This window comes from Nonomuraea sp. NPDC000554, assembly GCF_040300065.1.
In the GTDB taxonomy this organism is placed as follows: domain Bacteria; phylum Actinomycetota; class Actinomycetes; order Streptosporangiales; family Streptosporangiaceae; genus Nonomuraea.
The window spans coordinates 11,833-25,269 of sequence record NZ_JBEPDC010000005.1 but is presented as its reverse complement, the minus strand read 5'-3'; the positions used below and the strand labels follow the sequence as shown (position 1 = coordinate 25,269).

11 protein-coding genes are annotated in these 13,437 nt (G+C 70.7%); 5 read left to right on the top strand and 6 right to left on the bottom strand.

What is annotated here, in order from left to right:
* The first annotated feature begins 1 nt into the window (after position 1).
* Positions 2 to 997 (top strand): trypsin-like serine peptidase, encoded by a 996-nt coding sequence (locus ABT294_RS11370; RefSeq protein ID WP_350805197.1) that lies wholly within the window; start codon positions 2 to 4, stop codon positions 995 to 997.
* 55 nt (positions 998 to 1,052) lie between these two features.
* Complete coding sequence (locus ABT294_RS11365; protein WP_350805196.1) at positions 1,053 to 2,132, top strand: trypsin-like serine peptidase; 1,080 nt, start codon at positions 1,053 to 1,055, stop codon at positions 2,130 to 2,132.
* Positions 2,133 to 2,210: 78 nt separating this feature from the next.
* On the opposite strand, the gene ABT294_RS11360 is transcribed toward ABT294_RS11365, so the two are convergent.
* Positions 2,211 to 3,638, bottom strand: coding sequence for an aldehyde dehydrogenase family protein (locus tag ABT294_RS11360; RefSeq protein ID WP_350805195.1), 1,428 nt, complete (start codon positions 3,636 to 3,638; stop codon positions 2,211 to 2,213).
* A 291-nt stretch (positions 3,639 to 3,929) separates the two neighbouring features.
* Here ABT294_RS11360 and ABT294_RS11355 point away from each other — a divergent pair, with 291 nt between their 5' ends.
* Positions 3,930 to 4,553, top strand: coding sequence for a TetR/AcrR family transcriptional regulator (locus ABT294_RS11355; protein WP_350805193.1), 624 nt, complete (start codon positions 3,930 to 3,932; stop codon positions 4,551 to 4,553).
* On the opposite strand, the gene ABT294_RS11350 is transcribed toward ABT294_RS11355, so the two are convergent.
* A complete protein-coding gene (locus ABT294_RS11350; protein WP_350805191.1) occupies positions 4,510 to 5,982 on the bottom strand; it encodes a PucR family transcriptional regulator in 1,473 nt (490 codons plus the stop codon). The two genes, ABT294_RS11355 and ABT294_RS11350, sit on opposite strands and share 44 nt — an antisense overlap.
* 111 nt (positions 5,983 to 6,093) lie before the next feature.
* Between ABT294_RS11350 and gabT the strand changes: the two genes are divergently transcribed.
* Entirely contained in the window at positions 6,094 to 7,422 is a 1,329-nt protein-coding gene (gene gabT / locus ABT294_RS11345; protein WP_350805189.1) for a 4-aminobutyrate--2-oxoglutarate transaminase, read from the top strand.
* Between the two features lie 174 nt (positions 7,423 to 7,596).
* Positions 7,597 to 7,830 (top strand): hypothetical protein, encoded by a 234-nt coding sequence (locus ABT294_RS11340; protein ID WP_350805187.1) that lies wholly within the window; start codon positions 7,597 to 7,599, stop codon positions 7,828 to 7,830.
* Here the strand turns inward: ABT294_RS11340 and ABT294_RS11335 are convergent.
* From ABT294_RS11335 to ABT294_RS11320, 4 genes are all read right to left on the bottom strand, one after another.
* Positions 7,827 to 9,035 carry a saccharopine dehydrogenase family protein gene (locus tag ABT294_RS11335; RefSeq protein ID WP_350805186.1) on the bottom strand — a complete coding sequence of 403 codons (1,209 nt, stop codon included), beginning with the start codon at positions 9,033 to 9,035 and terminating at the stop codon, positions 7,827 to 7,829. The two genes, ABT294_RS11340 and ABT294_RS11335, sit on opposite strands and share 4 nt — an antisense overlap.
* Before the next feature lie 197 nt (positions 9,036 to 9,232).
* A complete protein-coding gene (locus tag ABT294_RS11330) occupies positions 9,233 to 10,339 on the bottom strand; it encodes an extracellular solute-binding protein (RefSeq protein ID WP_350805185.1) in 1,107 nt (368 codons plus the stop codon).
* A 78-nt stretch (positions 10,340 to 10,417) separates the two neighbouring features.
* A complete protein-coding gene (locus ABT294_RS11325; protein WP_350805184.1) occupies positions 10,418 to 11,923 on the bottom strand; it encodes a CoA-acylating methylmalonate-semialdehyde dehydrogenase in 1,506 nt (501 codons plus the stop codon).
* A complete protein-coding gene (locus ABT294_RS11320; RefSeq protein ID WP_350805182.1) occupies positions 11,920 to 13,197 on the bottom strand; it encodes an aspartate aminotransferase family protein in 1,278 nt (425 codons plus the stop codon). Before ABT294_RS11320 ends, ABT294_RS11325 begins: the two co-directional genes overlap by 4 nt.
* Between the last annotated feature and the right edge of the window lie 240 nt (positions 13,198 to 13,437).

Sequence of the window (13,437 nt, the reverse complement as noted above, 5' to 3'; positions counted from 1 at the left end):
AATGCACCGCAGACTCGTTCTGCTCCCCGTCGTCATGCTCTGCGCGGGCAGCGTCCTGTTCAGCGCGGGGCAGGCCCAGGCGGCCCCCAGACCCGCCCAGCGGACGGCCGCCGACACCACGTCCGAGCAACGGGCCGTGCTGCAGTACTGGACGCCGCAGCGGATGGAGGCCGCGCAACCGCTGGACACCCCGTCCCCCAGGAGGAACATCAGGATGACCCTCGACGGGCCCGGCGAGCCCACCCAGGGCACGCCGTGGGCCGCCCCGCCCGCCACCAGGCAGGGCGCCGGCATCCTGACCCAGGCCGCCGCCACCGCCGGCTCCGTGTGGCCCGGCGGCGGCGCGGTCGCCAGGACCACGGGCCGCGTCTTCTTCACCCACCAGGGACGCACCGCGTCCTGCTCGGGCTCCGCTGTGACCAGCGCGAACAGGAGCGTCGTGATCACCGCGGGGCACTGCGTCAAGCTCGACGGCGCCTTCCACAGCAACTGGGTGTTCGTACCGGGCTACAACGCGGGCAACCGTCCCTTCGGCACCTGGGTGGCCACCAGGCTGCTCACCACCCAGCAGTGGAACGCCTCCGAGGACGTCAACTTCGACGTCGCCGCCGCCGTGGTGGCCCCCCTGGGAGGCCGGACGCTGGTCGACGTGGTGGGCGGCCAAGGCCTGGCGTTCAACCAGGCGAGGCGGCAGCAGATGCACGCGTTCGGCTTCCCGGCCGCCGCGCCGTTCGACGGGTCGAGGCTGATCTTCTGCAGCGGACGCGTGTTCGACGACCGCGTGATGACCAGGGACCAGGGCATGACCTGCGGCATGACAGGGGGTTCGAGCGGCGGTCCGTGGTTCCAGAATTTCAACGAGTCGACCGGTCTGGGAACGCAGAACTCCGTCAACAGCTTCACATACAACTTCGCCCCGAACGTGATGTTCGGCCCGTATTTCGGGACGGAAGCCCAAGCCGTCTATCAGGCCGCCCAAAGCACGAACGCACTCTAAAGCAATTCACCAAAAGTAGCCACCAGATCACAGCTCGTAGTGCAGACTCGGGGCCATGCCTCTGAGCGCCCCCCTGCTCGCCGCCGCACCGCTCGTGGTCGGCCTGATGACCCCGGCTCTGGTCGGCGCGGCAGCCGAGCAGCAGCACCCCCAGCACCAGCAGCCCGCCCGTCCGCCCGCCGTCCACGCGGCGCGGACGGCCGCGCGGCCCGAGGTCGTCGAGCACGAGGCCGCCCGCGGTTCCGCCGAGCAGCGGCGCGTGCTCGACTACTGGACGCCCGCGCGCATGGCGTCCGCGCTGCCGATCAGCATGCTCGGCATCGCCACCAGAGACGGCGGCCTGCTGAGCGGGCTGGCCGGCAAGGCGGGTCTCGCGAGCGCCCCCGGCCTGTCGGGCGCGACGGGGAAGCCGGCCGCCCGGCGCCACCAGCGCGCCGTGCCGCACGCCTCCACCTCGGGCGCGAACTGGCCGACCAGCGGCGCGGTCGCCAGGACCACCGGCCGCGTCTTCCTCACGCTCGCCGGGGTCGACTTCGTCTGCTCCGCGAGCACGGTCAAGAGCGCCAACCGGGACGTCGTGGTCACCGCGGGGCACTGCGTCAAGGACGGAACGGGCGAGTGGGCTGACAACTGGACGTTCGTCCCCGGCTACCGCGAGGGCGGCACCCGTCCGTACGGGCAGTACGCCGCCCGTCGCATGTTCGTCGCCGGCCAGTGGTCGCGCAGCGGCGACGACAGCCACGACGTCGGCATGGTCGCGCTCACCACCTGGCAGAGCAAGCACGTCGAGGACGTGGCCGGCGCCCAGGAGATCGCCTTCGACGCCAAGCGCGGAACCCAGACCTACGCCTTCGGCTACCCGGCCGACCCCCCGTACGACGGCGAGAGGCTGATCTACTGCGCCGGGCGCCCGCGCGAGGACCCGTACAACCAGACCCACGACCAGGGGCTGGCCTGCGACATGACCGCGGGTTCGAGCGGCGGCCCGTGGTTCACCGGTTTCGACCCGGCCAGGGGCGAGGGCAAGATCGTCTCGCTGAGCAGCTTCAAGTACAGCAACGACCAGGGCACCATGTACGGCCCCGTCTTCGGCGACACCGCCAAGACCCTCTTCGCCACAGCGGAACACGCCTGACGTTCCCGGCCGCTAGGGGCCGGTTCGTCAGGCGTGTTACCGGCATGGCACCGAGGGCCGGTCCCGTGGGCCGGATTCTTAGAGCGACAGCCCCGTCAGGACCATGACCTTCTCGTAGGTCAGGTCCTCCATGGCCGAGTGGAGGCCCTCGCGGCCGATGCCGGAGTCCTTCACCCCGCCGTACGGCATCTGGTCCGCCCGGTAGGACGGCACGTCACCGATGATCACGCCGCCCACCTCCAGTTCCCTGTTGGCCCGGAAGGCGGAGTCCAGGGAGCGGGTGAAGACCCCGGCCTGCAGGCCGTACCTGGAGTCGTTGACCATCGCGTACGCCTCGTCGATCGACGCCGCGGGCTGGAGGATCATGACGGGCCCGAAGACCTCCTCGCAGGCGACCTTGGCGTCGTGCGGCACGTCCGCCAGGACCGTCGGCGCGACCGTGGCGCCCTCGCGGGTGCCGCCCGCCAGCACGCGGGCGCCCGCGGCGACCGCCTCGGTCACCCACTGCTCGACCCGCTCCGCGGCGGCGACCGAGACGAGCGGGCCGACCTGGGTCTTCTCGTCGGCCGGGTCGCCGGTGACGAGGCCCGCGACGGCCGGGAGCAGCCGCTCGACGAACGCGTCGTAGACGGGCTGCTCCACGATCACCCGCTGCACGGCGATGCAGCTCTGGCCCGCCTGGTAATTGGAGAACAGGGCGACGCGCTGGGCCGCCCAGTCGAGGTCGGCGTCGGCCAGGACGACCGCCGCCGCGTTGCCGCCCAGTTCCAGCGTCACGTGCTTGCGCGGCACCTCGTCCGCGATCGAGTAGCCGACGGGGGCCGAGCCGGTGAACGACACCACCGGCAGGCGCGGGTCGTGCACCAGGGCGGAGGCGCGCTCGTTCTCGACCGGCAGCACCGAGAACATCCCGGCGGGCAGGTCCGTCTCGGCCAGGATCTCGCCGAGCACGAGCGAGGAGAGCGGCGTGGCGGGGGCGGGTTTGACGACCACGGGGGCGCCGACCGCGATCGCCGGCGCGACCTTGTGCGCGACCAGGTTCAGCGGGAAGTTGAACGGCGTGATCGCGAGCACGGGCCCGTGCGGCACGCGGGAGACGTAGGCGAGGCGGCCGGCGGCGGCGGGCTCGGTGTCGAGCCGCTGCACGTCGCCCGACCAGCGGCGGGCCTCCTCGGCGGCGAAGCGGAAGGTGGAGATGGCGCGGTTCACCTCGCCACGGGCCCAGAAGATCGGCTTGCCGTTCTCGGCGGTGACCAGCTGGGCGATCTCGTCGGCCCGCTCCGACAGCCGGCGCGAGACATGGGCCAGCGCCTCCGCGCGCACGTGCACGGGCAGCGCGGCTGCCTCCTTGGCCACCGCGGCGGCGGCCGCGACGGCCTCCTCCACCTGGGCGTCGGTCGGCACGGAGTAACGGCCGACTTCGCGACCGTCGTGGGGATTGGTCACGGTGAGCTCGGCGTCGCCGGTGGCGGGGCGGCCTGCGAGCCAGAAGGTACGCACGTCCATACTCACGACGTTATGCCAACCGGACGGGCGGGGACTTACACCACAGTGCACAAGAGTTCCGTGCGGGCTCACCGATAAGTACAAGCCCTGGTGTATACCCACGATGTAACAGAAGTAGACCTAATTCGGGATGTTTACCATGCGGAGCGGTTTGAACGTGCTCCGCCATGGCTAAGTCATCGTGTGCGGGTCTGCAGCGCGGCAGGCCCCCGACCAGAAAGGCGTGGGCCCCGTGACCGAACGACGTGAGGTCACAAGGAAGCACCATTCCTTGGGCACGAAGGAGGCCTCGTGACCTCGGCCCCGCTCGGGCTCCAGGGCGCCTATCTGCTGGGCGAACGGGCCACTCACGACGAGCTCAGGTCCAAGCTCCTCGACGTCGCGGTGAACCTGCTGGTCTCCGAGGGCCCCGAGAGCCTGACCATGCGCAGGATCGCCACCGAGGCGGGCTACACCACCACCGTCATCTACACGATGTTCGGCAACCGCGAGGGCCTGGCCGAGGCCCTCTACCTGGAGGGGTTCGAGCGCTTCCGGCGCTTCCTGGAGAACGTGCCGCAGCGTCGCGACCCGTTCGAGTACCTGACGGCCCTCGGCCCCGCCTACCGGCAGGCGTGCCTGTCAGAGCCCGGCTACTACAGCCTGATGTTCGAGCGGGCGATCCCCGGCTTCGAGCCCAGCGAGCGGGCCAGGACGCTCGCCCGCGCGGCGCTGAACATCCTCGACCGGGTGATCGCCGACTGCATCTCCGCCGGGTATCTCGTCCCGACCCAGCCCCGCAAGATCGCCGACGCCCTGTGGGCGGCGGCGCAGGGGGCGATCAGCCTGGAGCGTGCCGGGCACCTGCGCGACGGCCGCACCTACGAGGCTGTCACGACGGCGACGATCTGCTGCTACCTCGTGTCGAAGCAATAGCCGTCAGCGCGATCCACAGCTCGGCCCGGACTCCCGGGTCGTCGAGGTCGCGTCCGAGCAGTTCGGTGACGCGTCGCATGCGGTAGCGCAGCGTGTGGCGGTGGATCCCGAGCCGTTGCGCGGCGGCGTCCCAGTGGCCGTTGCTGTCGAGGTAGGCGCGCAACGACTCGACCAGATCGGCCCGCGAGCCGTAGCCGGTGAGGGGGGCGAGCAGCGCGCCGGCGAACGCCTCGGCGGCGGCCGGCTCGACCAGCGCGAGCAGCCCCTGCCCCGCCAGCTCACCGAACCGGGTCAGCCCGCTCCGGCCGGTCTCGAACGCCCGCCGTGCCTGATCGACGGCGCCGCGCAGGTCGTGGTACGTCCCGGCCAGGCTCGCCCCGACGGGCCCCTCGACCTGCCCGGCCGCCTGCTCGACCGCCCCCTCGGCGACCAGCGCGACCACGAGATCCGGGCCGTGCGGCTCGCCGAGGCGTGCCGCGAAGGCGTGCGGTTCGAGGAGGTCGAGCGCGTCACCCGCGGCGGCGAGGACGACGAACGGCTCGTCCGGCAGCCGCCCCCCGAGCGGGCCGAGCACCGCGCGCGCCTGCCCCTCCTCCCCCGCGAGCAGCAGGCGCAGGACGGCGGTGCGGACGCGCCGCCCGGCCTCGCGCTGCGCCCCGCCCTGCTCCACGGCGAGCGTGAGCAGCGACCCGGCGGCGTTGATCACGGTGTGCGTGACGGCGGAGAAGGCGTGCCCGGCCCCCGCGGCGAAGAACCCGCGCGGCCGGGGCCCGCCGCCGAGCGGCTGCACGACGATGTGCTCACCGGGCCCGGAGAGCGCCAGGCTGGAGGGGCTCGCCGCCTCGCGGGTGGCCCTCCCGCGCAGCCGGGCGAGGGCCTCGACGGCCGCCTCGGCGCGGGCGCCGCGCGTGGCGTGCAGCACCTCCCCCGACTCGTCCAGCAGGGCGGCCCAGCCGCCGATCTCCTTGGCCAGCCGGTCGACGACCGCGTGCGTGCCTTCGGGACGCAGCGCGGCGCGGGTGAGGCGGCCCTGGGCGGCGAAGGCGCGGGTGATCTCCTCGTACTGTTCGGCGGCGAGCAGCTCGCTGACGGCCTTGCCGATCGCGATGAACGGCGTCTCGCGCGGCACCTCGAGCAGCGGCAGCCCGGCGTCGCGGGCGGCCTCGATCAGGGCGGGCGGGACGTCCTCGTGGGTGAGCCCGACGGCGAAGCCGAGCCCCGCCACGCCCCGCGCCACCAGCCGGGCGACGTAGTCGGGGAAGTCCTGGTGAAGCCGCATCCCGGTCGTGAGCAGCAGCTCGTCGCCCTCCAGGTAGGGTGTCGGATCCTCCAGCTCGCTCACCGCCACCCAGCGGACGACCGAGCCGAGCGTTCCCGCGAGCGGGCGGAGCCCCATCCGTCGCACCACGGTCTGCAGCGAAGGCGCCATACGAGTGAGTTTGTCCGTTCCGGCAGTTGTACATTCCGGCAGGTCCGAGCCCCTCCAGTGTGCCATATCGACGTATCGGCCCAGCTCGCGGCGGCCCGTACCGTCGAGGCCATGAGCATTCCGCAGGAGCGTCGTCTCGTCACCGCCATCCCCGGCCCGAAGTCGCAGGAGCTGCTGGCCCGCAAGCAGGCCGCAGTCCCCCCGGGCATCGGCACCACGCTGCCGGTCTTCGTGACACGCGCCGGAGGCGGCGTGGTCGAGGACGCCGACGGGAACTCCCTGATCGACTTCGGCTCCGGCATCGCCGTGACCAACGTCGGCAACGCCGCCCCCAAGGTCGTCGAGCGGGTCCAGAAGCAGGTCGCCGAGTTCACCCACACCTGTTTCATGGTCACGCCGTACGAGTCGTACGTGCAGGTCTGCGAGAAGCTCAACGAGCTGACCCCCGGCGACCACGACAAGCGCACGTTCCTGGTGAACTCGGGCGCCGAGGCCGTGGAGAACGCGGTCAAGGTGGCCAGGCTCGCCACCGGCAGGCAGGCGGTCGTCGTGTTCGACCACGGCTACCACGGCCGGACCCTGCTCACGATGACGCTGACCGCCAAGAACATGCCGTACAAGCAGGGCTTCGGCCCGTTCGCGCCCGAGGTCTACCGGGTGCCGCTGGCCTACCCGTTCCGCTGGCCGACCGGCCCCGAGAACTGCGCCGAGGAGGCCGCGGCGCAGGCCATCGACATGATCAACAAGCAGGTCGGCGCGGAGAACGTCGCCGCCGTGGTGATCGAGCCGATCGCGGGCGAGGGCGGCTTCATCGAGCCCGCCAAGGGTTTCCTGCCGCGGATCGCCGCGTTCTGCCGCGAGAACGGCATCGTCTTCGTCGCCGACGAGGTGCAGACCGGCTTCGCCCGCACCGGCGACCTGTTCGCCTGTGAGGACGAGGGCGTCGTCCCCGACATCATCTGCACGGCCAAGGGCATCGCGGGCGGCCTGCCGCTGGCGGCGGTCACCGGCCACGCCGACCTCCTCGACCAGGTGCACGCCGGCGGCCTCGGCGGCACCTACGGCGGCAACCCGCTCGCCTGCGAGGCGGCGCTGGGCGTCCTCGACACCATCGCCGAGGAGGACCTGGTCGCCAAGGCCCGCCGCATCGGCGAGATCATGCTGCCCCGGCTCAGGGCCATGCAGGAGCGCTTCGGCGTCATCGGTGACGTGCGCGGACGCGGCGCGATGATCGCGATCGAGCTGGTCAAGCCGGGAACCAAGGAGCCGAACCCGGCGGCCGTCCAGGAGGTCGTCAAGCGCTGCCACGCCGAGGGCCTGCTGGTGCTGACGGCGGGCACGTACGGGAACGTGCTGCGCTTCCTGCCGCCGCTGGTCATCCCCGAGCACCTCCTCGAGGAGGGCCTGGGAATCCTGGAGAAGGCACTCTCCGAGGTGTGAGAACCATCAGAAACCGGGCATCCAGCTTGTCGCTGGATGCCCGTTTTTGTTGCGGTACCGCGCGTGGCCAGGCCGAATATTCACCCTGCCTTGACGCTCGCCTAGACGATCACAGGCGTCACCGGGGTTATAACGGTTCCGGTATACGGGTGGATGATCGTCGCGGGGAGCGTGATGAACTGGGGTCCGACAGGAACGACACAGAGCACGGTGACGTTCGACCCTGAAGGCCTGAGCTGCGCCCAGCGCGACGGCGACGCCTGTGTGGTCTGCCACAAGAAGTGGCCCAGGCCGCGGGTCCGCGTCGGCCGCTTCCCTGACGACTCGGCCGTCATGGCCTGTCACGACTGCGCCGAGGCGCTGATTCCCGCTCCGATGGCGACCGTGGTCGCGTTCCCGTCGCGTTAGGCGGCGGCCTCACGCATCGCCCACGGCGAGCCGTACTCCTCCAGCAGAGCGAGGAACGGCACCGCGTCGAACGCCTCGGGCCCCAGCACACCCTCGCCCTTCCAGACGCCGTTCGCGACCAGTTCGAGCGCCACCACCGGGTGGACGGCGGTCTGCCAGACCACGGCCTGCGAGCCGTACTCCCGCATCGACCAGGCGTTGTCGACCACGTGGTAGAGATAGACCTCGCGCGGCGCGCCGTCCTTGCCCGTGCCCTTCACCCACGTCCCCGCGCAGGTCTTGCCGCGCATCCTGTCGCCGAGCGTGGCGGGGTCGGGCAGGCTCGCTGCCACCAGGTCGCGCGGGGCCACCTCGGCGCCGCCCACCCTGATCTTGTCGGCGCTGTCGAGGCCGAGCTTGTGCAGGGTCCTGAGCACGCCGATGAACTCCTCGCCGAGCCCGTACTTGAACGTCACCCGCCTGGCCGGGATCCACCGCGGGACGAGCAGCACCTCCTCGTGCTCCACGTTGACGCACTCCACGGGCCCGATGCCGTCGGGGAAGTCGAACACCTCGGGCTCGCTGAACGGCTCCGTGGTGCGCCACTGGCCGTCCTCCCAGACGACGGGCGGGTTCAGGCACTCCTCGATCGTGGTCCAGATCGAGAACGTCGGGGCGAAGTCGTAGCCGTCGACGACCAGGTTGGAGCCGTCCCTGACGCCGATCTCGTCGATGCTGGAGAACAGGTGGTCGGCGGCGTAGCGGGCGAACACGTCGGCGAGCCCCGGCTCCACGCCCATCCCGACCAGCGCCAGCCTGCCCGCCGCGCGCCACTCGCCGTCGCGGGCGAACTGCTCGTCGCCGAGCTTCAGCCCCGGCCGCCTGTACGGCTCGAGCGGGTGCGGCTTCGACAGCGACATGGCCATGTCGAGGTAGTGGGCCCCGGCCGCCAGGGCGGCCTCGAACAGCGGCATCGTGAACCGCGGGTCGACGGCGTTGAACAGAACGTCGCACTCGTGCTCCCGAAGCGCCGCCTCGACCTGCGCGCGGTCGGAGGCGTCGAGTGTGATGGCGGTGAAGCGCGGGTCGTCCACGGCGGAGACGGCGCGGGCCGCCCGGCTCTGTTGGGAGTCGGCCACCACGATGTGTTCGAAGAAATCTCGACGGGCCGCGATGGGGACCACCGCTGATCCGACGCCGCCCGCTCCGACTAGAAGGATTCTCATGAGGAGAAACATACTGACTGACTGGTCATTCAGTCGAACTTCTGCCGCCGAAAGCAGAGGGAGAGGTACGCACGGCAGGGAAAGGAAAACGCCACGAGACGCCCAGGGCGGAGGGGAAGGCCCGGGGCGTCTCTGCAGGCGTCCCCCAGCGGGGGACGGGCGCGCCCGCGGCATGTCAGATCAGGAGAGCCCCCGGCTCACTCCACAAGCCCGCTCCACCGTTTCGTCCAGGCGGCATAGTCAGTGCATTCCCCGTCAGCGGGACGGCAGCTCCCGGGCGGCCGTACGGCGAAGGCGACCCCGTCGAGCTTGCCGGGCTTGTCGGCCCCGTACGCGTCGCACACCTCCGTGGCCTTGCCCTTGCACGCCTTGGGGTTCGCGGGCGCCAGCCCGACCCAGGCGGCGGCGTCGCGCTGGGTGTCGGCCGCGGTCATCCAGCTCAGCCAGCGGTAGGCGCAGTCGGCGTTGGGGACGTTCGCGCCGAGCATCCAGGAGTCGACCCAGCCGGTGGTCTTCTTCGCACTGACCGCCTTGACCTCCTTGCCGGCCTTCCGCAGGAGCTGGCGGTAGTACGGAGTGGCCTGGGCGTAGTCGAGCGACCCGGTGGCGAACCCCTTGACCAGGTCGATCGGGTCCTGCCAGTACGTGCGGCCCTTGTGCTGCCCGAGCAGGTCGATCGCGTGCCTGAGCTGGGGCGCGGTCAGCCCGTACGGGTCGGTGACGCCGTCGAGGGTGAGCGCGGCGTCGGCGATCGTCAGCGGGCTGTCCTCGAGGGCCACCCGTTCGGAGTCGAAGACGTCCTTCAGGTCGCCGCCCTTGGTTCTGGACGCGTCGTAGAGGAACTCGTGGTACCCCCACAGGTACGGCACCCCGTACACCTTGCCCGACTGGGTGGACATGTCGCGGAAGCGCTTGGCCAGGTCACCGTAGCCGGTCACCTTGGCCGGGTCGATCGGCTGCACCTGCTTGGCCTGCATCAGCTCCGCTGCCAGGACGGGACCCGCCGAGACCACGTCGTAGGGGCGCGCGTTGACCGCAGCGCGCATCTCGTCGGCGGTCTGGAAGGTGTCGAGACGCGCGATGCGGCAGCCGGTCTCCTTCTCGAACTCCCCCACCCAGTTGACCTTGGAGCTGGTGCCGCCGTACTCGGCGTAGCCGCGGTAGGTGAGGATCTGCAGCGTGCCGTCGCTCTGCGTGGGGGTCGGTGTAGGCGCGGGGGTGGCCTTGGGGCTGGGACCTGCCGCCCCCAGACTGGCGGTCACGGCTGTCACGACGAGCGCCATGGCAGATATGCGGCTGTTCACGATGCCCCCCTCACTCTGTGCGTGAGCTTACCGGGGGACGCGGCAGGGAGGGACGCATGCCCTCCCTGCCAGGAGACATCAGCCGTTGGTGGGGAAGCCGAGGTTCACCCCGCCGTGCGACGGGTCGAGCCACCGCGAGGTGACGACCTTGCCGCGAGTGTAGAAGTGGACGCCCTCGGTGCCGTGCACGTGCGTGTCGCCGAACAACGAGGACTTCCAGCCGCCGAAGCTGTAGAACGCCATCGGCACCGGGATCGGCACGTTGATGCCGATCATGCCGACCTCGACCTCGTTCTGGAAGCGCCTGGCGGCGCCGCCGTCGTTGGTGAAGATCGCGGTGCCGTTGCCGTACTCGCCGTCGTTGATCAGCTTCAGCCCCTCCTCGTACGAGGAGATCCGGATGATCGACAGGACCGGGCCGAAGATCTCCTCGGTGTGCACCCGGGAACCGGCGGGCACGTGGTCGAGGACGGTCGGCCCGAGCCAGAAGCCCGGCGTCTCGGACGCCTTGCCGCCTCCCTTGACGGCCGTCTCGCGCCCGTCGACGACCAGCTTGGCGCCCTCCTCGACGCCGAGGTCGAGATAGGAGGCGACCTTGTCGCGGTGCACCCCGGTGACCAGCGGCCCCATCTGGGACTCGGGGTCGTCGCCCGGCCCGATCACCAGCTTGCCGACCCGCTCGACGATCTTCTGGACCAGTTCGTCGCCCACCGGGTCGACGGCCAGGACGACCGAGATCGCCATGCACCGCTCGCCCGCCGAGCCGAACCCCGCCGAGACGGCCGAGTCGGCCACCAGGTCGAGGTCGGCGTCGGGCAGCACCAGCATGTGGTTCTTGGCCCCGCCGAGCGCCTGAACCCGCTTGCCGTGCGCGGTGCCGGTCTCGTACACGTACTTCGCGATCGGGGTGGAACCGACGAACGACACGCCTCGCACGTCGGGGTGCTCGAGCAGCCGGTCGACGGCCACCTTGTCGCCCTGCACGACGTTGAACACGCCGTCGGGCAGCCCCGCCTCCTGCCAGAGCCGCGCCATGAGCAGCGACGCGGACGGGTCCTTCTCCGAGGGCTTGAGCACGAACGCGTTGCCGCAGGCGATGGCGATCGGGTACATCCACATCGGCACCATGGCCGGGAAGTTGAACGGGGTGATGCCCGCGACGACGCCCAGCGGCTGCCTGATCGAGTAGGAGTCGACCCGCGTCGAGACGCCTTCGGAGAAGCCGCCCTTGAGCAGGTGCGGGATCCCGCAGGCGAACTCCACGACCTCCAGGCCGCGGGCCACCTCGCCGAGCGCGTCGGAGTGCACCTTGCCGTGCTCGGACGAGATCAGCGCGGCCAGCTCGTCGCGGTGGGCGTACATCAGCTCGCGGAAGCGGAAGAGCACCTGCGCCCGCTTGACGAGGGAGGAGTCTCGCCAGGCGGGGAACGCCGCCGCGGCGGAGGCCACGGCCGCGTCGACGTCGGCGACCGACGCCATCGCGACCTGGCCGCTGACCTCGCCCGTCGCCGGGTTGTAGAGCTCGGCCGTGCGGCTGTCGCCGTCGGCGAGGGCTCCGTTGATCCAGTGCTTGACTGACTTCACTGCGCTGCCTCTGCGTTGATGACTTCGAGTGCGTTGACGATGATGCCCAGGCCCTCGATGGCTTCGTCCACCGTCAGCGTGAGCGGCGGCGCCATGCGGATGGCCGTGCCGTACAGGCCGCCCTTGCCCGCGAGCAGGCCGGCCTTCTTGCTCTCCTCCATGAACCTGGCCGCCTGCTGAGGGCTCTCCAGCTCGACGGCGAACATCAGGCCCTTGCCGCGGACGTCCCTGACGATCGGCAGGCGGCCGGCCGCCTCGCGCAGACCGTCGATGATGATCTTACCGGTCCTGGCCGCGTTCGCCTGGAGGTCGTGGTCGAGGACGTAGTCGAGGGTGGCGTTGGCGGCGGCCATGGAGATGGGGTTGCCGCCGAAGGTGGCCAGGCCGACGGCCGGCAGGGCGTCCATCAGGTCGCCCCTGGCGACGACGCCGCCGACCGCGAAGCCGTTGCCCAGGCCCTTGGCGAAGGTCATCATGTCGGGGGTCACGCCGTGGTTCTGGATGCCGAAGAACGCGCTGCCGGTGCGGCCCCAGCCGGTCTGCACCTCGTCCGAGATGAACAGGATGCCCTGCTCGTCCAGGACCTCCTTGTAGGCGGCGAACAGGCCGTCGGGGGCCATGGTGAAGCCGCCGACGCCCTGGACCGGCTCGGCGATCAACGCGGCGACGTCGTTGGAGACGGCCGTGGCGAGCACGTGGCGCAGGTCGTCGACGCAGGCCTGGATGTAGTCGGCGTCCGACAGGCCGCGGAACTGGGTCAGGTGGCGGTCGGCGCCGTGCAGGAAGTGCACGTTGAGCGGCGAGAGCGAGTTGTTCTTCCAAGCCCGGTTGGACGTGACGCTGATCGCGCCGAAGCTGCGGCCGTGGTAGCTCTGCCGCATGGCGAGCACCTGGTCGGAGCGGCGGGCGTAGGTGGCGAGCAGGAGCGCGGTCTCGTTCGCCTCGGTGCCGGAGTTGGTGAAGAAGACTTTGGCGTCGGGGATGCCGGAGAGCCTGGCGATCTTCTCGGCCAGCTCGATCTGGCCGCGCAGCAGGTAGACCGTGCTGGTGTGCACCACGCCGGTCGCGAGCTGGCGCTCGACGGCCTCGCGCACCTCGGGCACGTCGTACCCGATCATGTTGGTGAGGATCCCGGCGAAGAAGTCCAGGTAGCTCTTGCCGTCCGCGTCGACGACGCGGTTGCCCTTACCGCTGACGATCTCGATGGGCTCGGTGTAGTTGAGTGCCACCCAGTTAGGGATCACTGCCCGGTGGCGCGCGAGAAGCTCCGACATGTCTTGAGTATCCCGGTTTTGAGCTGGTGCTCCTAACGGCAAGGTGTCGTGATACGACAAATTCGCCTTACACAATGTCACTCTCCCGCATTCGGGAGAACCCTGAATGACCTTATGTCGTGACATAAGGATAATAGCCGGGCCTCACGGCGCCCCCTAGGGGATGCCCCGTCCGCCTGGAGGCGTACGGGGCGGGCAGGCGCTACGCCGCGGGAGGCACGGTGAATGCCCACTCGCGGC